Annotated in this window: 22 protein-coding genes; all 22 read right to left on the bottom strand. The window is 41.5% G+C overall.

Annotated elements, in window-relative coordinates; genetic code table 11:
- Positions 1-8 precede the first annotated feature (8 nt).
- Entirely contained in the window at positions 9-473 is a 465-nt protein-coding gene (locus ASL11_RS33575; protein WP_056625149.1) for a RicAFT regulatory complex protein RicA family protein, read from the bottom strand.
- Positions 474-508: 35 nt separating this feature from the next.
- Entirely contained in the window at positions 509-2,095 is a 1,587-nt protein-coding gene (gene miaB / locus ASL11_RS33570; protein WP_056625147.1) for a tRNA (N6-isopentenyl adenosine(37)-C2)-methylthiotransferase MiaB, read from the bottom strand.
- A 154-nt stretch (positions 2,096-2,249) separates the two neighbouring features.
- Complete coding sequence (locus ASL11_RS33565) at positions 2,250-4,682, bottom strand: EAL domain-containing protein (protein ID WP_063795767.1); 2,433 nt, start codon at positions 4,680-4,682, stop codon at positions 2,250-2,252.
- 287 nt (positions 4,683-4,969) lie between these two features.
- On the bottom strand, positions 4,970-5,539 hold the full coding sequence (locus tag ASL11_RS33560) for a phosphate propanoyltransferase (RefSeq protein WP_056625145.1): 570 nt from the start codon (positions 5,537-5,539) through the stop codon (positions 4,970-4,972).
- Between the two features lie 97 nt (positions 5,540-5,636).
- Positions 5,637-6,503, bottom strand: a complete 867-nt coding sequence (locus ASL11_RS33555) for a 2-oxoacid:ferredoxin oxidoreductase subunit beta (protein WP_056625142.1) — start codon at positions 6,501-6,503, stop codon at positions 5,637-5,639.
- The gene (locus ASL11_RS33550; RefSeq protein ID WP_056625139.1) at positions 6,491-8,239 is read right to left on the bottom strand and encodes a 2-oxoacid:acceptor oxidoreductase subunit alpha; all 1,749 of its coding nucleotides are present in this window, start codon (positions 8,237-8,239) and stop codon (positions 6,491-6,493) included. The genes ASL11_RS33555 and ASL11_RS33550 overlap by 13 nt, the downstream gene beginning before the upstream one ends.
- A gap of 209 nt (positions 8,240-8,448) precedes the next feature.
- A complete protein-coding gene (locus ASL11_RS33545; protein WP_056625135.1) occupies positions 8,449-9,390 on the bottom strand; it encodes a dipeptidase in 942 nt (313 codons plus the stop codon).
- A gap of 142 nt (positions 9,391-9,532) precedes the next feature.
- Positions 9,533-9,793, bottom strand: a complete 261-nt coding sequence (locus ASL11_RS33540) for a stage V sporulation protein S (RefSeq protein WP_028558349.1) — start codon at positions 9,791-9,793, stop codon at positions 9,533-9,535.
- Positions 9,794-9,906: 113 nt separating this feature from the next.
- Entirely contained in the window at positions 9,907-10,701 is a 795-nt protein-coding gene (locus ASL11_RS33535; protein WP_056625133.1) for a TIGR00282 family metallophosphoesterase, read from the bottom strand.
- A 92-nt stretch (positions 10,702-10,793) separates the two neighbouring features.
- The gene (gene rny, locus ASL11_RS33530) at positions 10,794-12,335 is read right to left on the bottom strand and encodes a ribonuclease Y (RefSeq protein WP_056625130.1); all 1,542 of its coding nucleotides are present in this window, start codon (positions 12,333-12,335) and stop codon (positions 10,794-10,796) included.
- 379 nt (positions 12,336-12,714) lie between these two features.
- Positions 12,715-13,407 carry a regulatory protein RecX gene (locus tag ASL11_RS33525; RefSeq protein WP_056625127.1) on the bottom strand — a complete coding sequence of 231 codons (693 nt, stop codon included), beginning with the start codon at positions 13,405-13,407 and terminating at the stop codon, positions 12,715-12,717.
- Positions 13,408-13,482: 75 nt separating this feature from the next.
- Positions 13,483-14,526, bottom strand: coding sequence for a recombinase RecA (recA, locus tag ASL11_RS33520; protein ID WP_056625124.1), 1,044 nt, complete (start codon positions 14,524-14,526; stop codon positions 13,483-13,485).
- Between the two features lie 170 nt (positions 14,527-14,696).
- Entirely contained in the window at positions 14,697-15,947 is a 1,251-nt protein-coding gene (locus ASL11_RS33515; protein ID WP_056625120.1) for a competence/damage-inducible protein A, read from the bottom strand.
- Between the two features lie 84 nt (positions 15,948-16,031).
- Positions 16,032-16,616: a CDP-diacylglycerol--glycerol-3-phosphate 3-phosphatidyltransferase gene (pgsA, locus tag ASL11_RS33510; protein WP_056625118.1), complete on the bottom strand. Its 585-nt coding sequence runs from the start codon at positions 16,614-16,616 to the stop codon at positions 16,032-16,034.
- Positions 16,613-17,941 carry a 30S ribosomal protein S12 methylthiotransferase RimO gene (gene rimO / locus ASL11_RS33505; protein ID WP_056625115.1) on the bottom strand — a complete coding sequence of 443 codons (1,329 nt, stop codon included), beginning with the start codon at positions 17,939-17,941 and terminating at the stop codon, positions 16,613-16,615. The genes pgsA and rimO overlap by 4 nt, the downstream gene beginning before the upstream one ends.
- A gap of 128 nt (positions 17,942-18,069) precedes the next feature.
- Positions 18,070-18,561 carry a YajQ family cyclic di-GMP-binding protein gene (locus tag ASL11_RS33500; protein WP_056625112.1) on the bottom strand — a complete coding sequence of 164 codons (492 nt, stop codon included), beginning with the start codon at positions 18,559-18,561 and terminating at the stop codon, positions 18,070-18,072.
- A 145-nt stretch (positions 18,562-18,706) separates the two neighbouring features.
- A complete protein-coding gene (locus ASL11_RS33495) occupies positions 18,707-19,582 on the bottom strand; it encodes a helix-turn-helix domain-containing protein (protein WP_056625109.1) in 876 nt (291 codons plus the stop codon).
- Between the two features lie 51 nt (positions 19,583-19,633).
- Positions 19,634-20,431, bottom strand: coding sequence for a DUF3388 domain-containing protein (locus ASL11_RS33490; protein WP_420851876.1), 798 nt, complete (start codon positions 20,429-20,431; stop codon positions 19,634-19,636).
- A 90-nt stretch (positions 20,432-20,521) separates the two neighbouring features.
- The gene (locus ASL11_RS33485) at positions 20,522-21,406 is read right to left on the bottom strand and encodes a hypothetical protein (RefSeq protein ID WP_056625103.1); all 885 of its coding nucleotides are present in this window, start codon (positions 21,404-21,406) and stop codon (positions 20,522-20,524) included.
- 60 nt (positions 21,407-21,466) lie between these two features.
- Positions 21,467-21,718 carry a DUF3243 domain-containing protein gene (locus tag ASL11_RS33480; protein ID WP_028558337.1) on the bottom strand — a complete coding sequence of 84 codons (252 nt, stop codon included), beginning with the start codon at positions 21,716-21,718 and terminating at the stop codon, positions 21,467-21,469.
- 104 nt (positions 21,719-21,822) lie between these two features.
- Entirely contained in the window at positions 21,823-22,578 is a 756-nt protein-coding gene (gene ymfI, locus ASL11_RS33475; protein ID WP_056625100.1) for an elongation factor P 5-aminopentanone reductase, read from the bottom strand.
- On the bottom strand, positions 22,575-23,864 hold the full coding sequence (gene yfmH / locus ASL11_RS33470; RefSeq protein ID WP_056625097.1) for an EF-P 5-aminopentanol modification-associated protein YfmH: 1,290 nt from the start codon (positions 23,862-23,864) through the stop codon (positions 22,575-22,577). The genes ymfI and yfmH overlap by 4 nt, the downstream gene beginning before the upstream one ends.

Raw genomic sequence — 23,864 nt, 5'->3', positions numbered from 1 at the left:
TGTCAAAATTAATCACATGAAGTCGGCGCTTCTGCCGCGCCTGCTTCAACATTAATTTTATCCGAAATCGTGTCTCTAACTACGGACATAACAAGTTGAAGCAAATAGTTGATATCTTCTTGTGTTTGCTTGAACTCATTAACGATGGGAATGCCATCTAATTCATCTTGCAGAACTTCGATTTCATTCTCGATTTTTTCCACCATTTTCTTATTTTGGAACGTTTCAAAAGCAACAATCTCTTTTTGCTTCTTCTTAATCGCACTAATCAAACCTTGAATATCAGGATTCGTTGCAATTTGCTTTTCCGCTTTTTGATAGAACTGAACTTCATTGGAAGTAGTAAGCAACGCAGCTAGTTCCTTCGCTTTCGCCAGAATATCTTCGCGGACGATCATTTCTGTATTCGTAAATTCCTCTACTTGAAATGCATGAGGCTGGTTATCATCATGTGCATGATCACATTGGGACATTTCTTAACACGCTCCTATTTATCCTGTTCGTAATTTTATACAGACATCTGAAGCGGCTTATGTACAATCTCACCCTTCAATATCCAAGTTTGTGCATGTGTAACTTTGACATGAACCATTTGACCGATCAAGGATGGATCTCCAGTGAAGTGAATTAGCTTATTCGTCCGGGTACGACCAGCAAGCACATCTGTATTGTTCTTGCTCTCGCCTTCTACTAAGACTTCGACAGTTTGATCTAGCAAACGTTCATTACTATCTTTACTCAGCTTATTTACTAGCTCATTTAATCTATATAAACGCTGTTTCTTTACTTCCATCGGTACATTATCTTCCATCTCGGCTGCAGGCGTACCTACTCTCGGTGAATAGATAAAAGTAAATGCAAAATCGAATCCAACTTCCTCGTACAGCGTCATCGTATCCTCGAATTGCTCATCGGTCTCACCGGGAAAACCAACGATAATATCTGTCGTTAATACGACACCTGGCATTGTAGCCTTGATTTTACCTGCAAGTTGCAAATAATGATCTCTCGAGTACTTTCGACTCATCCGTTTTAGGACTTCTGTGTTACCAGCTTGCACAGGTAAGTGGATGTGCTCAACGAGATTGCCACGCTTCCCTAGTACCTCAATCAAACGATCATCGAAATCTCGCGGATGTGAGGTTGTAAAACGAATACGAGGAACATCAATCTTACGAATATCGTCCATCAGATCAGCGAAAGTGTACGTTATATCTTCAAAGTCTTTGCCATAGGCATTGACATTCTGTCCAAGTAGCGTAATTTCCTGAAAGCCTTGACGAGCCAAATCTCTGACTTCTGCCAGAACATCCTGCGGTCTACGGCTTCGTTCCTTACCACGTGTATATGGAACAATACAATAAGTACAGAACTTATCACAGCCGTACATAATATTAACCCAAGCACGGATACCTTCCCGTTTTTTGGGGAGATTTTCTACGATATCGCCTTCCTTTGACCATACCTCCACAACCATTTCTTTGTTGAAAAAGGCATCTTTCAATAGGCTTGGCAAGCGATGAATATTATGTGTGCCGAAAATCATATCGACAAAGGCATGTTTCTGCATAATGCGATGAACCACGGATTCCTCTTGCGACATACAACCACATACTCCAAGAATAAGTCCTGGCTTCTGCGCTTTCAATGTCTTCAAATGACCTAGTTCACCGAACACTTTGTCTTCCGCATTCTCACGAATCGCACACGTATTTAAGAGGATCACATCTGCGATCTGCTTGTCATCCGTAGCTGTATAACCCATCTGCTCGAAAAGACCTCGCATGACTTCGGTATCATGTTCATTCATCTGACATCCATAGGTCGTGATTAAATAATATTTGTCCTTACCAAACTCCTGCATATCTTCTGGAATCGCAAAATCGTAGTGAACCTGAATGTCCTCTTTACCACGTTGCTTCTCATCCTTGTAGTTCGGCGCAGAATTAATTTGGATGTTTCTACCTTTAATTCGATACGTCGTTTTGCCCTCTTCTTGGCTTAACACTTTCGCATCCGAGAAGTCAAAGTATTTGGAGTAGTCCTTAACCTTGTCGGATTTTAAGTCCGATGTATTTTGGTTCTCCTTTGACATGGTGAATTCACTTCCCTTTATCTATAAATATAGCTCTAACTTGTATTAACCCAATATCAAATTATAGCACAAAAGATACCTGTATATCCATATTGGCTTCCGTTTCAGATTCATGAGAAAAACCTTCTCCAAAGAGAAGGCACTTAAATCACATTTAACCAAATGTATATTGCTGCTTAATGATACCAGTCATCTCCTGCGCAGGTAATGGACGGCTAAATAAGTACCCTTGCGCTTCATTGCATTCTTTTAGTAGTAAAAATTGAAGCTGTTCCTTCGTTTCTACCCCTTCTGCGATTACCTTCAGATCCAAATTATGTGCCATTGAAATGATCGTATGTACGAGTGCAGCATCTTTCGCATCCTCAAACATATTTCGAGTAAACGATTGGTCAATCTTCAAACTATCAATTGGGAACAACTTTAAGTAATTCAATGATGAATATCCCGTTCCAAAATCGTCAATCGATAAAAAGATACCCATAGCCTTTAATTTATGCATAGTTTCAATGGCGTACTTGGAATCTTGGATAATACTTTCCGTTAGCTCCAGTTCTAGATACTGGTGATCTAGTCCGGACTCATCTAAAGCTTTACTTACCATATCGATTAGATTACTTTGTTTAAATTGCCTGGAAGATATATTTACAGCTATACGAAATGGTGCATAGCCTTGCATCTGCCATTCTTTATTTTGGCGACAAGCCTCATTTAGCACCCATTCGCCAATTGGAATGATTAATCCGGTTTCTTCTGCTAGTGGTATGAAATCCGCTGGTGATATCGGCCCCCAATCCGGGTGCTGCCAACGAATCAATGCCTCTGCACCAGTAATCTTCCCCGTATTCACATCAATTTGCGGTTGATAAAAAACTTTAAATTCTTTTCGCTCTAAGGCTTTGCGCAGCCCAATTTCCATTTGCATTTTTTTGGTGACCGCTTCATTCATCTCTGGAGTATAAAATTGAAAATTATTTTTACCTTGTTCTTTTACACGGTACATCGCGGTATCTGCATTTTTAATTAACGTCTCAATATCCCCTCCATCAGATGGATAGAGACTAATACCAATGGAAGGTGTAACGAATAACTCGTGTTCAAGGATGGTAAAGGATTGTGAGAAAATACGAACAATTTTGTTCGCATTTTTGATCATCTCATCAGCAGTTGTATGTGCCCAAAGAATAATAAATTCATCGCCACCTTGCCGAGAAACCGTATCTCCTTTACCGATGCAAGCTTCGAATCGCTTCGCAACCTCAATCAATAATTTATCTCCCATAGCATGGCCAAGCGTGTCATTAATAAATTTAAATCGATCCAAATCAATAAACATGATCCCCATACTTTGTTGATTTTCATACGCTTGGTCTAAAGCTAGATCGAGACGATCATTTAATAAAAGCCGATTTGGCAGACCCGTTAAAGGATCACGATACACCATCTGATTAATCTTTTCTTCTGTTCTTTTTCTTTCAGAGATATCTCGAATTATGCAGCTAAAGTATGTATTGCCTTCTTCTTTCCACACTGCAAGTGAAAGTTCAATTGGAAACTCGGTTTGATCTTTTCGTAACCCAATTAATTCGTAAGTCAATCCAAGCTCATCCACTTCACCAGTGGCAGTCGCAAGAAAACTCTCCAATCGCTCTTTATGCGATGCAAAGAACCGTTCTGGGAAAATACGATGTAACCTTTCTCCAATAAGCTCTTGTTCTTCATAGCCAAAAATGAGCTGTGCACCCTTATTCCAAGAGATAATTGTCCGATTATGATCAGCCAAGATAATCGCATCATGGGCTGATTCAACAACGGAACGGAATCTTTTCTCCGACATCATCATCTGTGATTCAAATCGTCTATCGATGAATGTACTGATGAACGCTAGTCCTAGAATGAATAAAATACCAAAACCTATTAAATAAGCCAGCAATTTCGTATCGAACGTAAGGTCTGAAACGATTTGTGAATGATCATGCTTGAAGGTTGCTGCTGCCATTCCTGTATAGTGCATACCACTAATTGCTATGCCCATGACCAACGAACTAACTAACTTTCGCAACATAATACGTGGTGAGCTCGCATTTTGTTTTACGGCGAATAACAACAGAAGTGCTACTAATGAGACAACATAAGCAATGATAGCAGAAAGAGCCCATAGAAAGGGATTATATTTAATCGTTGCTCCCATCACCATTGCTTCCATGCCAATGTAGTGCATGGATACGACTCCTGTCGCAATAAAAGTAGCTCCAATAAACACATGTGGTTTGCGCATCACGGGTCTACTGATAATATATAAGGCTAACCATGATGCAAGCAACGCTGGAACGATTGAATAAATCACAGTAGATAATTGGTATGTGACAGATATAGATAAATGAAAAGCTAGCATCGCAACGAAATGCATCGACCAAATACCCATTCCCATTGCAAAAGCACCGCCTGCCAACCAGGCTTGCCTCGCTGAACTTTTGGCCTTATGAATTCGAATTCCCAGGTCCAATGCAGCAAATGATGCAATGATCGCAATGAGAATTGAAAAAATGACAAAGGGGATGTGATACGTACTTGAGATAGTTTCCAATGTGATGTCTCCTAACTTAAGGCAATGATAATGATATCTACAGGAGCCATTGAATCAAATCGATACGGCTAAGCAAATATATGTACTATGAATCTATTACAAACTATTTTACCATGATTTACTTAGTGCCTCTATACGTTTACGTCGAAAATAATCGAAAAATGTAAAACTTACATCTCAACGTAATTTTCATGCAAAAAAAGCGCAAAAAGCATCCCTTACACGTCTTAGAAAGGATGCTTTTTGAATGTATTAACCTCATTAATAATTAATGCCATTAATCAATATTATAATAAGAGCTCCGCTTTGTCCCCCGTTTTCACGCCTGCTGCATTTCCTTCGTCTGTATCAATATGCATATCCAACGCGAATTGGTCTGACACTCGGGCAATCACATCTTCAAATATTAATGGCCTTTCTCCCCGCAGATGAACTCGTAGAAGTTGTTTATCTTGAATTCCCCATTGAGTGGCATCAGAAGTATGAAAGTGAATATGTCTTGCCGCTACAATGACTCCCTGCTCCAATGTAACTTCTCCTTTAGGGCCAATGACACGCACTCCAGGTGTTCCTTCAATATGTCCTGATTCGCGTACTGGCGGATGGATACCAAGTGCGAAAGCATCAGTACGTGATACCTCGATTTGCGTTTGTGGTCGAATCGGTCCGAGAATTCGGACCTTATCGAATTGTCCTTTAGGCCCTATTATAGCAACTGTTTCTTGTGCTGCGAATTGGCCTGGCTGCGATAAATCCTTGAACCTCGACAACTCATATCCCTCTCCGAATAGTGCAAGTAAATCGGTTTGTGAAAGATGTATATGTCTTGCTGAAACACCAATTGGAATCATGGGCATGGTAGGTACTCATCCTCTCTTTAGATCATAATTGTCAGTATTACCGCTCAGCAAAAAAGGCATACGGAATATCACCGTATGCCTTCTTAGGAAATTGTTATTTAAACTCTGTAAGCAATTTGCTGAAGTCAGCTTCGGAAAGCTTAAGATCTTGTTTAGCTAGACCTTCTTTAGCAAAGCTTGGAATGGAATCTTCATAGCTCTTTTTATCTTTGTTTTGGTAGATGATACCTGTCAACATGGAGTTTGTTTCCATGATTTTGGTCATCGCCATCACACGGTTTGTGTAATCATAGTCTGGGATCTCATCCAAATCAACAATATTCTCTTTGAACCAGTCATATGTGTTTACTTTATTGAAAGTAACACAAGGGCTGAATACGTTGATCAAGGAGAAACCTTTGTGATTCAAACCAGCTTCAATAACAGCTGTTAACTGTTTCAAGTTACTGGAGAATGACTGTGCTACGAAAGAAGCACCTGCAGCCATTGCAATTTCAAGTGGTGAAATTGCGGACTCAATTGTACCGGATGGTACACTTTTCGTTTTGAAACCTTCCGCACTACGTGGTGATGCTTGACCTTTCGTCAAACCGTAGATTTGGTTGTCCATTACGATGTAAGTAACATCAATGTTACGACGAATAGCATGAACAGTGTGCCCCATTCCAATTGCAAAGCCGTCTCCGTCTCCACCAGAAGCAATAACTGTCAAATCACGGTTAGCCATTTTCACACCTTGTGCGATGGGCAGGGATCTTCCGTGAATACCGTGGAATCCGTATGCATTGATGTAACCCGAAATACGTCCGGAACATCCGATACCTGAAACGATTGCTAAGTTTTCTGGCTCCAAACCAACGTTAGCTGAAGCACGCTGAATAGCCGCTTGTACGGAGAAATCTCCGCATCCAGGACACCAGTTAGGCTTTACATTGTTACGAAAGTCTTTTAATGTTGCCATGCTAAAGTCAACTCCTTACATTTTTGTTCGATTTCTGCTGGTAAGAACGGGTTACCGTTGTATTTAAGTACGTTTTTGATTTTATCTGCATGGCCAACATGCAATTTAATTTGATCAGCTAATTGACCTGTAGCGTTGTTTTCAACAACGATAACTTGTTTCGCTTTTTCAACAAGCGGGCGAAGTTGGTCAGCTGGGAACGGATGAATCAAACGTACTGTTGCGTGGTTAGTTTTGATACCTTCCAATTCAACACGACTTCTTGCTTCATCAATTGTTCCACCTGTGGAACCCATTCCGATAATAAGAAGGTCTGGATTCTCGTGAGGAGCATCAAATTTGATAGCATCTGTCACTTGAATATGTTTCAACTTCTCAAGACGCTTATCCATCATACGTTGACGATTTTCTGTGCTTTCGGAAGGACGACCTGTTTGGTCATGCTCTACTCCTGTAACATGGTGAATACCATGCTTCACGCCAGGGATTACACGAGGAGAAACACCTTTCTCCGTGAACTCATAACGTTTGAACAACTGATTAGGCTCTTGTTCAGGTGCTTCAGTTACTAGTGCGCCGCGGTCAATAACGATGCGGTTGTAATCAAGCATTTCTGCGGATTGTTTACCTAAGGAAAGTTGAAGGTCCGTCATAAGAATAACAGGCACTTGATACTGCTCAGCAAGGTTGAAAGCTTCAATTGTATCGTAGAAGCACTCTTCAATCGTACTTGGAGAAAGAACGATTTTTGGAATTTCACCGTGCGTTCCGTAAACCATTGCGTTTAAATCAGATTGCTCTTGTTTAGTAGGAAGTCCTGTACTTGGACCACCACGTTGCGTATCAACGATTACTACTGGCGTCTCGGTCATACCTGCAAGACCAATTGCTTCCATCATTAGGGACAAACCAGGACCTGCCGAAGCTGTAAGTGCACGAGCACCTGCGTAGTTAGCGCCGATAGCCATTGTACATGCTGCAATTTCATCTTCCGTTTGAATAACTGTCCCACCCAATTTAGGAAGTACTTTTTGCAAATACTCCATAACTTCGGATGCAGGCGTAATTGGATAAGCCGGCATGAAGCGGCAACCTGCAGCAACTGCTCCAAGAGCGATTGCATCATTACCGATCATGAATAATTTTTGTTGTCCGTCAGCAGGCTCAAGTTGGAAGTCAGCGATAGGTCCGCCAGCTAGTTCAAGTACAGATTCTGCACCTTTGCGAACTGCTTCAATATTCTTCTCAACGACAGCCGCACCTTTACGGCCAAATTCTTCTTCAACAGCTTTATTAAACACGTCAATCGGCAAGCCAAGTAGAGCCCATGAAGCGCCTGACGCGGCCATGTTCTTAAATAGGGAAGTTCCTAATTCCTCTGCAATTGCAGTAATTGGTACTGGGAACAATCTAGCTTTAATTCCTTCAGGTAAAACAGGGTTAAATTTAGCGTCCGCAACGATTACCCCATTGTCACGAAGTTCGTGTGCGTTGAAATCGATACTTTCTTGATCGAAAGCAACTAGAATATCCAAATCGTCTGAAATTGCGCGAATCGGTTTGGTGCTGATGCGAATCTTGTTATTTGTATGTCCCCCCTTAATCCGTGAAGAGAAATGACGGTACCCATACAAATAGTAACCGAGACGGTTCAATGCAGTAGAGAAAATGCGGTCTGTACTTTCGACCCCTTCACCCTGCTGACCTCCGATTTTCCAAGATAACTGACTAATCACCGTACGTCCACTCCTTTTGATTGTAGCTGCGTGAAGAAAATTTGATAAGCTGATTGTTTAGTAATTTAAGATGATGCAATAAAAAATTTCTTTCACTTGTCATCCAAATTCTATGCCTTTACAGAGCAAAATGCAAGAGGTTTCACCGTTTCTAACAGATAGAGTTTTTAGATTGTATCCATATCAATATTAGATTGATTTCGACTTATTCATTGCGGAAGGTTCCGCAACATGAAATTTCGCCAGTTCCCGTACAAAAACGCCTCCACTTGCGACTCCGTATAGTTTTTACACAAAGCTTCTATAATATTTCCGTAATGACCAACATGTCTTAAATCTTTTACCCATTGTTCAATCCCATCAAAATCCGAACCAAAACCTATTTGGGACTCTCCGCCTAATGCACAGATATGATCAATATGTTTCAGAATCGCTGAAATCTCGACTGGCGTTTTCAAGTTCTCCAGAAAGTAAGGAACAAATGTAATCCCCATTATTCCTTTACATTGTATGATAGCTTTAATTTGATCGTCTGATAAATTTCTTGGATGAGGACATAACTGATAAGCGTTTGAGTGAGAGGCGATAAACGGTTTTTGGTAAACCTCCACAAGCTCCCAGAAGCCCGCAACGGAAAGATGGGACACATCGACTATTATACCCATAGTTTCTATTTCTTTTAACATGAGCTTCCCTTTTTTTGTAAATCCGCCTTTTCTCTGTTCCATAACGCCATCCGCCGCCCAATTTGCGTAATTCCACGTGAGTCCTGCACAACGAACACCTAAGTAATCGAGAATTCGCAAGTTGGTTAGATTACCAGCAAGCGCATCCATACCTTCTAATGTCAAAATAGCACCAATCTCCTGGGTTTGCTCCACGTCTAACCAATCCGAAGCAGTACGAATAAATTTCATTTGCGGATGGCTAATAATCTTTCGTTGAAAAATATCTACCATTTGCAAAACATGCTCAAAGCTAGGGTTAGGGATGGATTCCGGAAGATAGATCGCAAAACATTGTACTTTAACACCTGCCTGCTGCAGCTTTGGAATGCTTACATCCAATTCTAATACATCTTGGTTAAATTCCAGTTTAACATTCTGATATAGTTTCGTTAATGCGTCACAATGTCCATCTACAATTTTCATTATAACCCGCCTCCTGACATCGCACTTTATGCCCAAACAGCACAAAAACCTCTATACAGAGGTTTCATAGGTACTGTGATAACATTTCGATTTAACTGGTTGTCAGTCATGAAAGTCAACACTTATGCAGTTGCCTTACCGTCTACCGAGGCTCGACAATCAATTTAATAGCTGTCCGGTCCTCCCCATCAATAACGATATCCGTGAAGGCTGGTACACATATTAAGTCGACTCCACTAGGCGCCACAAACCCTCTTGCGATAGCTACTGCTTTGATGGCTTGGTTCAATGCGCCTGCACCTATCGCTTGAAGCTCAGCGGCTCCACGCTCACGCAATACGCCTGCCAATGCACCTGCTACGGAGTTTGGATTGGATTTTGCTGAAACTTTTAACACATCCATGAATAGTACCTCCTCGGAAATGATGGATAGCTTCCAATACCCATCATATTCACGAGGAACACGAAACATGCTACCTCATCCCATTTATACGGTTACTACTAATATTTTTACTACTAATCCATAAATACTTGATCTTCATCATACCTAATCAAGTTAATCCCTTTAGATAAACCTGTTTGATCGTTTAATTCAATAACAACGGCATGGAAATGCCATTTACCTTCATCTGTAATGAAACGAACGGGAAGCTGTGTCTTAAACTTCTGAAGCACTGCATTACGTTCTACCCCTAGAATGCCATCACGAGGCCCTACCATCCCTACATCCGTCACATATGCAGTGCCTTGAGGCAATACTCGATTATCATTTGTTTGAACGTGTGTATGGGTTCCTACGACCGCAGACACCTTACCGTCCAAATGCCAACCCATTGCAATTTTCTCCGAAGTCGCTTCCGCGTGGAAATCGACAAAAACAAATTTGTGCTTTTTCTTATCGGCTTCCAATATTTCATCCACTTTACGGAATGGACAATCAATTGGGGGCAAGAATGTTCGTCCTTGTAGATTAATAATAAGAAGTTCTTGGTCCTTTACTTTGATGACTGTATGACCTTTACCAGGTGTACCTGGCGGGAAGTTCGCAGGACGAACCATTTTATCGTCACGATCAATAAAATCGAAGATTTCTTTCTGATCCCACGTGTGGTTTCCCATCGTAATGGCTTGAATACCCATTTCATATATTTCTTTGGCAATTGCTTGCGTAATTCCTTTACCCGCGGCCGCATTCTCTCCGTTGGCAATGAAGACTGCATGTGGATGCAATTGTTTAAGTCTTGGCATGATATTTTTCAATGCTTTTCTTCCTACAGAACCTACGATGTCACCAATAAACACAATTTTCATAACGTAAAACGAGCTCCTTTATATGACCCAATTCCATTCGGCCTTGAAAATAAGGAAAAGTGGCTATAATAGCCACTTTTCGCATTTGATTCTTATTTAGCGTATTCAACTGCTCTAGTTTCACGAATGACCGTAACCTTAATATGTCCTGGATAGTCGAGTTCACCCTCGATTTTCTTCGTAATATCACGGGCTAAACGGAACGCTTCAGTGTCATCCACTTTCTCTGGCTGCACCATGACACGTACTTCACGACCCGCTTGAATGGCGTATGATTTCTCAACACCCTCAAACGATTCTGAAATCTCTTCCAGCTTCTCAAGACGTTTAATATACGTTTCTAGCGTTTCTCTTCGAGCACCTGGTCTCGCCGCTGACAATGCGTCCGCAGCACCGACTAACATGGCAATTACTGAAGTTGCTTCCACATCACCGTGATGTGAGGCAATACTATTAATTACAATTGGATGCTCTTTGTATTTCTTGCCTATCTCAACACCGATTTCGACGTGAGACCCTTCCACTTCATGGTCTAACGCTTTACCAATGTCATGAAGCAGCCCGGCACGTTTCGCCAAAGTTACGTCTACCCCGAGCTCTCCGGCCATTAAACCAGCCAGATACGCTACTTCCATGGAATGTTTCAACACGTTTTGTCCGTAACTTGTTCTGAACTTTAGGCGCCCCAAAATTTTGATCAAGTCAGGATGCAAACCATGTACCCCAACTTCAAACGTCGCTTGCTCCCCATATTCGCGGATACGTTCGTCCACTTCTTTGCGAGACTTCTCAACCATCTCTTCGATACGTGCGGGATGAATACGTCCATCCGCCACAAGTTTCTCAAGTGATGTGCGAGCAATTTCACGACGGATTGGGTCAAAACCAGATAAGATTACTGCTTCAGGCGTATCATCAATAATAAGGTCAATTCCGGTCAAAGTTTCCAAAGCTCGGATATTTCTACCTTCACGACCGATAATGCGACCCTTCATTTCTTCATTAGGCAACGAGACAACGGATACCGTGGTTTCCGCTACGTGATCTGCCGCACAACGCTGAATAGCAAGTGTGATAATCTCACGTGCTTTCTTATCGCCTTCTTCTTTGGCTTGTTGTTCAATCTCTTTGATTAGCTGAGCAGTTTCATGGCGAACTTCTTGCTCTACATTAGTAAGAATGATGCTCTTAGCTTCTTCCATTGTAAGACCAGAAATTCGTTCCAATTCTGAAACTTGGCTTTTATAGAGCTGATCAATTTGTGTTTGTGTATCCTCGATTCGCTTCTCTTTGTTGGCAACTAGCTCTTCTTTACGCTCGAGAGACTCTAATTTTTTATCCAGCGATTCCTCTTTTTGCAACAGTCGTCTTTCTTGTCGTTGAATTTCATTCCGACGTTCACGAATGTCTTTTTCAGCTTCGGATCGTAGTTTGTGAACTTCGTCCTTTGCTTCCAGAACCGTTTCTTTTTTCAGTGCTTCTGCTTCCTTTTTGGCAGATTCTTTTATCTGCTCAGCGGCTGTTTCAGCACTGGAAATTTTCGCTTCTGCAAGAGATTTACGGATAAAATAACCAATCCCTAAGCATGCAGCTCCAACAACGAGAATGATCGCGATCCAGATGGCAGTCATCATCTTGTTCACCTCCTCGTTGGTTTCTCCAAGGTGTTAGCCTGGGGTACCTTCGGTTTTTTAATCCGATTCAATTGTTTGACTAGTCATACATACCCTTAAAATGTAAGAGTATGGCTTTTAAATGAATGCGCACAGTGCGTTAGGGCACTATAGTGCTAATAATCCATAATCAACAGTGTAAAAATTGGCGGTTTTTACATCTGTCTCTCAAAATCAATGAAATTAGTATGATTTTGAATACATTATGAAAATATACACTGTTATTTTATCTTTTGTCGAAGAAGCTTGTCAAGCGAATGTCCAAGAGTTGATTATTTAGACCCAAAACTCAAATGCAAATAGTTAATGCCATTAAGTTTCTCGCAATTAATTAATGTGATTAATTATATTCGAATCCATCCTCCACAAATTCCAATTCTTCCTCATCCGTTTCATTGCTTATGAGCCCCAATACCTTGGTAACAATAGCCCCCGTGTAACCTCTTCGCATTAGAAATGCCGCAGTTTTACGCTTTCTATCCATTAGTTTTCCTGAGGTTTGCTTCCACTTCGTTCTCGCTATTTTCAGTGCCCCGACGTACTCATCCTCTGGATTAATTGACTCCATGGTACTTTTAACCACATCTTGATGAATCCCTTTTTGTTGAAGTTCTTGTCGAATCAGATTACGTCCCTTGCGTTGAGAAATCACCCGGTTGTCCGTCCACATTTTAGCGAATTCTTCATCATTGATGTATTTATTTTCAATAAGCTTGTCACTCGCCCAATCAATAATAGGCGCTTCAAAACCCTTTTCTTTCAATTTACGCTTCACCTCTGAGAGCGAATGCGGACGTCTTCCTACCATATGGAGCGCCTTTACATAGGCCATATTTCGCTCTTCATCTAAAATGATAGCTTCAATCGCTTGCTGATAAAGGGATTCTCCTTTGTTTAAACGGTGCTTGATCAGAATATCTTCATGCACAGAAAAAGCGTATTCCTCATTCAGATAAATGTTATAGCGATGTCTTCCTTGTTTTTGTTTTTCCACTTTGGTTATTACTTGTAATTCTTCCTCTTCGTGATTCATCTCAATAATCCCCCAAATGAAGAAAAAACACCCCAACACAAGGTTAAGGTGCTTTATCCATCCTATTTTTCAAACCTATTCAAAAGCTGTTTCCAATTCGTCTTCTTCTTCATCCATGTTCGGACCAACAACTTTAATCAAGTTACTATTTTCTCTAATTCTTAGCTCAATCGTTTCTGAGATCGCTTTATTATCTTTCAAGAATTGCTTCGCGTTCTCACGTCCTTGGCCAAGACGCTCACCTTCATACGAATACCACGCGCCGCTTTTATTCACGATATCCAGCTCAGTTCCGATATCAATAATGCTACCTTCGCGTGAGATACCTTCACCGTACATAATATCGACTTCAGCTTGTTTAAATGGAGGTGCTACTTTATTCTTAACGACCTTAATTCTCGTACGGTTACCAACCATGTCATTGCCTTGCTTGATAGTTTCAATACGACGAACATCCAATCGAACGGAAGAGTAGAACTTCAGTGCACGTCCACCCGGAGTTGTCTCTGGATTTCCGAACATAACGCCAACCTTTTCTCGCAATTGGTTGATGAAGATAGCGATAACTTTAGATTTATTGATTGCACCAGACAGCTTACGAAGCGCTTGTGACATCAATCGCGCTTGAAGACCTACGTGAGAATCTCCCATATCGCCTTCAATTTCTGCTTTCGGTACTAGTGCTGCAACGGAGTCGATAACAATAATATCTACCGCACCACTACGAACAAGTGCTTCAGCGATCTCAAGTGCTTGCTCACCTGTATCTGGTTGAGAAAGCAATAGCTCATCTATATTAATACCAAGCTTGCTTGCATAGGAAGGATCTAACGCATGCTCCGCATCGATAAAGGCAGCTTGTCCACCTACTCTTTGAACTTCAGCAATCGCATGTAAAGCTACAGTTGTTTTACCTGATGACTCTGGTCCGTAAACTTCAATAATTCTTCCGCGTGGGAATCCACCTATTCCAAGTGCGATATCCAGAGCAAGTGCGCCCGAAGAAATCGTTTCAACTTGCATATGTGTAGATTCTCCAAGTTTCATAATGGAGCCTTTTCCGAACTGTTTCTCAATTTGACGTAATGCATTATCTAGCGCGGCACGACGATCTGACAAAACGACCACTTCCTTCTATCATTATAGGTATATGATAACTTGTTTTGGCATGTTTGCCAAGCATTTTTTCGAACATACATTCGTTTTTTTTGCGAACAAACAAAAAACCGTAACAAAGTTATCGCTTTGCTACGGTTCTTCCGTTAACTAACTCTGATTATAGAGGATTTCTAGTTTTCTTTCAACTGTTTCCACAATTGATAGAGTGCACGCTTAGCAGCCCTTAATTTTATTGACTCCCTGTTGCCTGATAGTTGGAGAGTAAACACTTCCGTCTTCTCATTCTTTTGTGCTAATCCCACATAGACAAGCCCTACAGGCTTCCCTTCAGACGGGCTTGGACCCGCCACACCGGTCACGGAGATGCCGAAGTCACTACCAGTCCTAACTAGCAACTGTTCGGCTAAAATGACAGCTGTTTCGCTGCTAACAGCACCAGGAGCACCTTCCCCCTCCAAAATATCCATTGGCACACCGAGCAGCTTATTTTTTAACTTGTTTGAGTAAACGATAATCCCGCCTAAGAAAGATTCTGAGCTACCTGGCACTGTCGTTATTAAATCACTAAGTAAACCTCCTGTGCAGCTCTCAGCGACTGATAGCGTCTTCTTGCTAGCCGCCAGCAATTGCAAGACAATCGTTTCAATAGGGACGTCTTGATCCGCATAAAGATACTCACCAAGTCGCTTCTTAATTTCAGCTTCCGTAGCTTTCAGCTTCAACTCGCCTTCTACTTCCGCATGGGCACGCGTTGTCAATCGTATTGTTACTTCACCTTCTTTGGCGTAAGGGGCAATTGTCGGGTCGGTCTGTGATTGAATCAAATCCAACAACAGATGCTCCAAATTGGACTCTCCTATGCCTGCAAACTTTAGCATCTTCGAATACAGCGGAACTTCAACTGTCATTCGTGACTGAAGCCACGGCACTGCATATTTTGTAAACATCGGCTTCATTTCTTTAGGAGGTCCCGGTAAAAGCACGAAATGTGTCCCCTCGAATGTGAGTGCATTTCCCACAGCTAATCCTGTCTCGTTATGTAAGGGATCGCTTCCTTCTAGCATAAGGGCTTGACGACGATTGCTTTCCACCATATGAATCCCTCTAGAAACAAACATCTCAGAAATAGCCTCCATAGAAGGCTCATGAAGCACCAGATTACGTCCCATCAGTGTAGCTAACACATCCTTAGTCAGATCATCCTGTGTTGGCCCTAATCCTCCTGTACAAATCACGACATCAGCTCGAGATGCAGCTAAACGAAGACTGTCCAACAAGCGCTGTTCATTATCCCCAACAACCGTTTGAAAGTACATATCAATCCCTAGTGCTGCACATTCTCTAGAAATAAACTGCGCATTGGTATTCACGATTTGACCAAGCAGCAATTCTGTTCCTATCGCAATGATTTCTGCTTTCATGTACGAAACCTCCTTAAATTGAGAAAACCTCTAACACGATCGCTCGTTATTGATCGACCGCGTTTAGAGGTAAGTTTAATGGAACTATGACTTTTCCGAAAAGTCTATGACGTGTTTATTTTTAACGAAATATTCCACACCTGAATAAACGGTAATAATTGCTGCAGCCCAACTAGCTATAACATCAAAGGGAAAATCTAGAAACGTAAATGGAAAATTATTAATCAGCAGTGCAATGATGGCTGTAATTTGAGCCGCGGTCTTCGCTTTACCCCATTTGCTGGCCGCCATGACCGTACCCTCTAAGAGGGCAATTTGACGAAGTCCAGTCACAGCCCATTCTCTGCTAATAATGACAATAACGATCCAAGCATCAACTTTATCCATTTCTACTAGTGAAACAAGTACAGCGGTAACAAGCAGCTTGTCTGCCAATGGATCCAATAGCTTGCCCAGATTCGTAACAAGATTACGTTTCCTAGCAATGTAACCATCTAAGCTATCTGTACTCGCAGCAATAATAAAAATTAAAGCAGCAATAATTTGATTATACGTTATGCTAAACTCCTCTATCCGTATTTGAGGAAATTTTACCTTAATCAACAAAAAGAACATGATGATGGGTACTAATAAAATTCTCGCTACGGTGATGCGGTTAGCTAAGTTCATGCAATTACCTCCCCGGATAAGTCAAACTCATAGGAGTGGGTAACACGAACTTTCGCAAGTTCTCCAATGTTCAATTTCGCATTCGAAACGAATACTTCACCATCAATTTCAGGTGCATCGAACTGGGAGCGCCCAATATAAACGTCGCTTCTGCCATCGTATCTTTCAATAAGCACGTCGATTTCTTGCCCAATACGACGACCACCGCGAATATTCGAAATTTCACGTTGAATTTCCATAATAGCGTTAGCCCGGTATTCTTTTACATCATCAGGCACTTGATCCGGCAGTCTTGCTGCTGGCGTATCATCTTCTTTGGAGTAGGCAAACACACCAAGACGATCGAACTGAACATCCCGCACGAATTGTTTCAAGTTCTCAAAATCTTGTTCAGTCTCACCTGGGAAACCAACAATAAGCGACGTACGCAAGGCAACATCAGGAATGGATTCGCGAATTTTACGAACGAGTTCACGTGTATCCTTTTGGCGGCCTGGTCTACGCATACGCTTAAGAATAGAATCTTCACTATGCTGTAAAGGCATATCAATGTACTTGCATACTTTAGGATTCGTTGCCATCACTTCAATCAATTCATCACTGAAGAAGCCCGGGTATGCATAGTGCAGACGTACCCATTCAATTCCTTCAACTTCACTTACTTTGTTCAGCAAGGTAGGAAGCATGAAGCTATCATAGATATCAGTTCCATAGTTTGTGGAATCTTGAGCAATTAAGCTAATTTCCTTAACGCCTTGAGCCGCAAGGTTAGCAACTTCTGCAACGATTGATTCCATGCTTCTGCTCTTAAAAGCACCGCGCATAATTGGAATGGAGCAGAATGTACAAGCGTTATCGCAACCTTCTGCAATTTTCACATAGGCTGTGTAACGAGGAGTCGTCATCAGTCTAGGCAGGTCAGCGTCATAGTTAAATACCGGATTCCCTACTAGAACCGGTTTCTTCCCTCTAAGCGCTTCGTCCACAATGTGATTAATTTTATCAAAATCACCCGTACCTACAATGCCATCGATCTCAGGCATCTCTTCCATTAACTGCTTTTTGTATCGTTGTGTTAAACAGCCTGAAACGATTAGCGCCTTGAGATTCGCTGTTTGCTTCAGTTCTGCCATATCCAAAATTGTATTTACGGATTCTTCTTTAGCAGCATCAATGAACCCGCAAGTGTTCACGATAATGACTGTAGCATCTTCCTTGTTGTCTACAAGTTGGAAACCACGGCCATGAATTAAACCTGACATAATCTCGGAATCAACTAAATTCTTCTCGCATCCGAGAGTAACTACTTTAACCTTTTCTGTCATGAAAGAAACAACCTCCAATAGTCCTAAAAAACACTCCCTACCAGTATAATACAAGCCAATAGGGGTGTCAAAATGTAAAAACCCCCTGCATCCAGGGGGTTTTCCTTCAAGCAACCATAAATTCCTGATTATTTCATATTAACAAACTGCAAATCCAATGGAATATCTGCTTTCCGAAGCAAAGCGATAACAGCCTGTAAATCGTCACGGCTCTTCCCGGTTACACGGATTTGATCCCCTTGAATTTGAGTTTTCACTTTCAATTTTGAATCACGAATCAGTATATTAATTTTCTTAGAGTTGTCTTGATCGACACCTTGTTTCATGCTGATTTTCTGTCTAACTGTGGAACCAGCGGCTGGCTCTACCTTGGAATATTCGAGATTTTTAATCGAGATTCCACGTTTGGTCATTTTGGCATGCATAATATCAAGGACATTCTGAAGCTTAAACTCATCATCCGAAGTGACAACAAGCTGATCTTTATCTAATTTAATGCTACTTTTACTTCCTTTAAAATCAAAACGGGTCAACATCTCTTTCTCCGCTTGTTGAATCGCATTATTTAGTTCTTGCATATCCACTTTGGATACAATATCAAACGAACTCTCTGAACTCATCTACATCCCAACATCCCTTCCATCAAATTACATTAGCATTATAGCAAGAACACGTAAAAAAGGAAATATCCTACCGCCAATGGCTTCGAATATTTCCCATAAAACTATTTTCATTACCCGGGAAAGCGCAGGAACTGGCAAATTGCTAGCTTTTCTGCAAATTCAGTTGAACCCGCTTCGGATTCGGCGTATCGCCAACAGGTACGAGAGTGCCATTGACCATGAGCTGCAATGCACTAGCTGCTCCAACATTCAAAAAAGCTGAACTTGCTAAATCAAATGTATCCGTTTCACCGGAATTATACAGTTTCTGCCTTAGCAATGTTCCCTTCTCACCCTCAGGGGTAAGTTCATTAACAGCGATCCAGCATGAACCAGTAATTTTGAATTGAATATTCAAATTTGCAGTACCTGTAATGATGTAATTATCTACACCCTTTTCAGTAGCGCTAAATTTCACCTGTACAGCAGGCGGTGTAGGGGTCGGAGCTGGTGTTGGGGTTGGCGTTGAAAGCCCTGTTGCTTTACCATCCCCAGTAGCATTAACAGACGTGCTCGGCGAAGGGTTCGTCGAGTCTGTAATACGCGGCGATTGCGTTTGCGTTGGCTTCTCGTCCGCTGGCGTTCCCTTATAATTCTTATATGTATAATAGTATACGATCCCGAATATGAGCAAAATAAAACAGACAAACATCAGGCTCGAAGCCCAGCGGCTCATCTTTTCTGTATTGCGAACACTTGATCTATTCTTGCGAATCGCTTCCACAACAGGCTTCTCAATTGTTGGGGCAGGAAGCGTTGATTGATACATATTCAGAACTTCATTCGGATCAAGCCCTAATGCTTCCGCATAACTTTTAATAAAAGCCCTCACATAGAAACTTCCTGGCAGCACCTTGTAGTTTCCTTCTTCAATGGCTTCTAGATAGCGCTTGCGGATCTTAGTAACTTCCTGGAGATCATCCAGTGAAATCTTTTTTTCCAGTCGAGTTTTGCGCAAAATGTAGCCTAAGTCAGACATATGGTCACCTCCCCGAAGGAATTATTCATCCTGTTATTGACGTTTGAAACACTAAAAAGGTTCGGACGTATACGTAAACGAATCGTAGTTAATTTCTTCATCCGGGCTGTTCCGGAGCTCAATGATATAATCGAAGTGATTATAGGTGTATTCCGATTCGCGAATAAAAATGTCTGGATGCTCGATAACCTTTGTTGAAGGGAGACCCATAATATCTTGCAAAAGACTGTAGTGCTTCTCATTGGAACGAATTGTAGAAACAATACCGTCAATGATATAGACATTGTTTGGGGCCATCTCATCCTCAGAAAGCTGACTGCGAACGGTTTGTCTTAATAAGGTGGAAGAAACAAATGTCCACCTTTTGTTCGCACAAACACTGCCTGCAATAATAGATTCCGTTTTACCAACTCGCGGCATGCCACGAAGTCCAACAACTTGATTGCCTTCACGTTTGAATATTTCACCTAGGAAATCAACTAACAAGCCTAGCTCGTCTCGCGTAAAGCGAAATGTTTTGCGATCGTCGGAGTCGCGCTCTATATACCTACCGTGGCGAACAGCCAAAATATCCACTAATTTAGGTGGTCGCAAAGCAGTAATAGTAATATTATCTACTTTTCTCAACATTTTACCCATTAAATCAATTTTTTCTTCATCATTTGTTTGTAGAAGCATTCCACGTGTACGATCTTCAACCCCATTAATCGTCACGATGTTAATATCCAGCATCCCCATTAATGAAGCTATATCTCCTAATAAACCGGGACGGTTCTTGTGAATTTTGTATTCCATATACCATTCTTTAACGTCCAATTCTTCCACCTCATCATCATCTCTGTCACTCATATCTGTTAATGAACCAGACTGTTTATGGCCATTTAATTAATTTCTACAAATTCCGCCATAATCCTTCTTAAAAACCAAATTACCCTGATATTATTTCATTTTTAGTTCCTTTAGCTCTTGCGGATTGTAGTTTTGGATTCCTTTTTGCCAAGTATGAGTTTTCATCATGGCGAGTCGGTTATCAAAAATTTGTGTCCAATTGAGATCGGCTGTTAATGCCCCGGCAAAGTCCATGACTGATACCCCCAAAGATTTTGCTTTCTGCAACTGATCTTCACTCACCGGGCTATAAAAAATAACCCATGCTGCGTGATGTTGATGTACTTGAAAAGTCAACTGCTGAAACCATTGGTTGTTATTGTTTAGCAAAACAATGTGATCGGATTCCTCGGAAGGTGCCCATGCGGATGGAATTGGACGCTCGCTTTGCGTCACCCATTCGATAACCACATTTTGAAACAGAAGATCTTGAATCGCCTTATTCTTCATGGTTTCCATCTGTTGCAAGTCCAATTGGAGCAAAGATGCCTGCTCATTCACGGTAATTGCGCTGCCCTCTGCAAATGGCTGACTTTGTAAAAAAGTCCATTTACTTGTAGTAAGACCTAATGCCATCTTCTCATTGGCTGAAGGGAATAGCTCATTTCCAACAACGTATATGTAATCATATGTTTTCGATTTTAGTTTCGAATCCACATTATCATCTAGCGCATTTAAATCTTTAACCCACTCATAAGCAATCGAATTTCCGTCTCGCCAATTCTTTAGCGTTTGACCTAGCACGTCTTTTGCTGATGCCGATAACCCGCTACTTGAGAGCATTAAAACAGACATTTTCTGATCGAGTAGTTCTTGCTTAATAACTGGAATTCCACGATTCCCGCAACCAGCAAGTAGTGATATTAATAAAGTTATAATAAATAATAATCGCGTCTTATGCATACATTGATAATTCCTTTCCAGCTTATAAAGCATGCAAAAGCCTCCGAAAGAGGAGGCTTTCACATCATACCCTATTGAATTGTAAAACGGTTATTAACCTTTGTCTACTAATTTTACCATGAGGCGAGCAAGAGTATGCTTTTCCTGTTCATCCCCAGCATCCCACAACTCTTTGAGAACTCGTTCTTGCTCATTCTGAGGATCCACCTTGTCTGCCAAAAACTCCCCAATTTGAAAAGCCAGCTTGGAGATGGTTTCATCACTCATCCCTGCATGTCCAGCCTGACTCACGCGTTCAGCCAAAAATTCTTTCCATTTGTCGAACACCTTAAGTACAGTAGCCATTGTAAGAAGCCTCCTTTGAGTTATGAGAAATGGTCATTACATACGTAATATGCGCTTCTCAAAACAGAATTATGCGTGGACTTCTCTACAATGGATTCATGTGACTACGTAAGCCAGCCCCCGTTGGGTGAGATGATTTGACCTGTAATATAACCGGATTCAGGCAAGGCTAAGAAATAGACAAGCGATGCTACCTCATGTGGAGATGCGAGCCGGCCAGCAGGAATTTCGTTGGTAATGGCATCGATTTCGTCAGCCTGAAAGCCAGCCATCATATCCGTCTGAACAGCCCCAGGTGCTACGGCATTCACCGTAACACCGGATGGAGCAAGTTCTTTGGCTAGCGCTTTCGTAAACGCATTAAGGCCACCCTTGGCCGTTGAATAGAGTACCTCGCACGAAGCACCAGAGATGCCCCATATCGAGGATACGTTAATGATTCGACCATACTTTTGTTTAACCATGGCGGACATAAAAGCTTGAGTACAAAGGAAGGAACCCTTGAGATTGACATTCATAACACGATCCCAATCTTCTTCCGTCACATCAGCTAGCATCCCATAGTGAGAAATACCTGCATTATTAACGATGATGTCTGGTACCATGTTCATCTGTTCAAGCTTATCTCTCATTTTGAGAATCTGCTCATGCGATTGAATATCCGCGGATACTGTTAATACCGTTGCCCCTTGCTTCATACAAGAACGGGCAATTTCATTGGCTGCTTCATGTGAATCCCGATAATGAATAACAATCTGCATGCCTACCGCGGCGAAACGTTGGGCTATTGCAGCACCAATCCCTCTGCTAGCTCCCGTAATCAGCACGGTCTGTTCACTAAACGGTTTTACAACACTCACGATGGCTCACGACTCTGTACAATGGAAACTGCGAGCTTACTCCAATCAAAATGCTCACGGAAGCGACGATTCACATCTTCAAGTGTTAGCTGTTCGTATACCGGCAAGATATCGAAGAGATCGATCCCTTTGAATCGATATTTGGTATATTCATTCGCAATTGATTCAGGTGAGTTCATCATTCGCAGGAAACTGCCAATCTTCTTCTTACGACTTCGTTCGAAAGTGACACTATCGAGGCCAGCTTCTTTCCTTTTTTCAACCTCGTCTTGAATCCTTGTAATAAGCTGTTCCGGATCCTTGGTGTCCCCCCCAACAATGGAGAATGCATACCCATCACTACAGTTATACTCATGACCGAAATTATCAGAAATTAACTGATCATCATAGAGTGTCTGATAAATATCAGAGCTGGAGCTAAATAAGATATCCAACATTAATTTGGTCGTTAATTCTCTTACCAACAAAGGCTTGCCTGTTACCGCTGGTGCGGCTTCCTTGAAGCCCATTAAACATTTCGGCAACGAGACTGGAAGTATGATATGTCTGCGGGATTCCTTGACTTCTACTGGCTCATCAGGAAAGAACCTTTGGATCTCACCTTGTGGCGGAAAAGTTTTAGCAGCTTGATTATCTTTCACTAACGTAATAACCTCTTGTGGAACTACCCCTCCTACAACGAATAAACTCATGTTGCTTGGGTGATAGAACGTGTTATAGCACTCATATAAGGTCTCTTTGGTAATTTCTGCAATTGACGCAACAGTTCCGGCAATATCAATATGAATCGGATGTTTCGCATACAAGGATTCAATTAAGCCGTAATAACTTCTCCAGTCCGCATTATCCTCGTACATCTTAATCTCTTGCCCGATAATCCCTTTTTCCTTTTCAACATTCTCATCCGTAAAATAAGGGTTTTGCACGAAATTAATTAATGTCGTTAAATTTTCTAAATAGCGATCTGTTGATGAAAATAAATAGGCAGTCCGGTCAAAGCTTGTAAAAGCATTGGCCGATGCCCCGTTCGTAGCAAACGTTGCAAAAATGTCTCCTTCCGGTTCCTCGAACATTTTGTGCTCTAAGAAGTGCGCAATACCGTCTGGTACTCGCACGACATCTTTACCTTGAACTTGAAAATGATTATCAATAGACCCATATTGGGTAGTAAAAGTTGCATACGTTTTCTGGAAACCTGGTTTGGGTAACACGAACACATGCAGCCCATTATCAAGCTTTTCATGATAAATGGTTTCATCAAGATGTGGATAAGGTATACTCTGCAT

The sequence above is a fragment of the Paenibacillus sp. Soil750 genome (assembly GCF_001428045.1).
Taxonomy (GTDB): Bacteria; Bacillota; Bacilli; order Paenibacillales; family NBRC-103111; genus Paenibacillus_E; species Paenibacillus_E allorhizoplanae.
The sequence above is the reverse complement of the archived record's forward strand: the minus strand, read 5'-3'. Positions and strand labels throughout refer to the sequence as shown.

Bases quoted from the DNA above. Each gene is read 5' to 3' on its own strand.
- ASL11_RS33575 (WP_056625149.1), bottom strand. From the start codon at position 473: ATGTCCCAATGTGATCATGCACATGATGATAACCAGCCTCATGCATTT.
- yfmH (WP_056625097.1), bottom strand. From the start codon at position 23,864: ATGCAGAGTATACCTTATCCACATCTTGATGAAACCATTTATCATGAA.
- ASL11_RS33485 (WP_056625103.1), bottom strand. From the start codon at position 21,406: ATGCTTTATAAGCTGGAAAGGAATTATCAATGTATGCATAAGACGCGA.
- miaB (WP_056625147.1), bottom strand. From the start codon at position 2,095: ATGTCAAAGGAGAACCAAAATACATCGGACTTAAAATCCGACAAGGTT.
- ASL11_RS33500 (WP_056625112.1), bottom strand. From the start codon at position 18,561: ATGAGTTCAGAGAGTTCGTTTGATATTGTATCCAAAGTGGATATGCAA.
- ASL11_RS33480 (WP_028558337.1), bottom strand. From the start codon at position 21,718: ATGGCTACTGTACTTAAGGTGTTCGACAAATGGAAAGAATTTTTGGCT.
- ASL11_RS33535 (WP_056625133.1), bottom strand. From the start codon at position 10,701: ATGAAAATTGTGTTTATTGGTGACATCGTAGGTTCTGTAGGAAGAAAA.
- ASL11_RS33560 (WP_056625145.1), bottom strand. From the start codon at position 5,539: ATGCCCATGATTCCAATTGGTGTTTCAGCAAGACATATACATCTTTCA.
- ASL11_RS33540 (WP_028558349.1), bottom strand. From the start codon at position 9,793: ATGGATGTGTTAAAAGTTTCAGCAAAATCCAATCCAAACTCCGTAGCA.
- ASL11_RS33525 (WP_056625127.1), bottom strand. From the start codon at position 13,407: ATGAATCACGAAGAGGAAGAATTACAAGTAATAACCAAAGTGGAAAAA.
- ASL11_RS33490 (WP_420851876.1), bottom strand. From the start codon at position 20,431: ATGAGTGACAGAGATGATGATGAGGTGGAAGAATTGGACGTTAAAGAA.
- pgsA (WP_056625118.1), bottom strand. From the start codon at position 16,616: ATGAACTTAGCTAACCGCATCACCGTAGCGAGAATTTTATTAGTACCC.
- ASL11_RS33545 (WP_056625135.1), bottom strand. From the start codon at position 9,390: ATGAAAATTGTAGATGGACATTGTGACGCATTAACGAAACTATATCAG.
- ASL11_RS33515 (WP_056625120.1), bottom strand. From the start codon at position 15,947: ATGAAAGCAGAAATCATTGCGATAGGAACAGAATTGCTGCTTGGTCAA.
- ASL11_RS33495 (WP_056625109.1), bottom strand. From the start codon at position 19,582: ATGTCTGACTTAGGCTACATTTTGCGCAAAACTCGACTGGAAAAAAAG.
- rny (WP_056625130.1), bottom strand. From the start codon at position 12,335: ATGATGACTGCCATCTGGATCGCGATCATTCTCGTTGTTGGAGCTGCA.
- rimO (WP_056625115.1), bottom strand. From the start codon at position 17,941: ATGACAGAAAAGGTTAAAGTAGTTACTCTCGGATGCGAGAAGAATTTA.
- ASL11_RS33555 (WP_056625142.1), bottom strand. From the start codon at position 6,503: ATGGCAACATTAAAAGACTTTCGTAACAATGTAAAGCCTAACTGGTGT.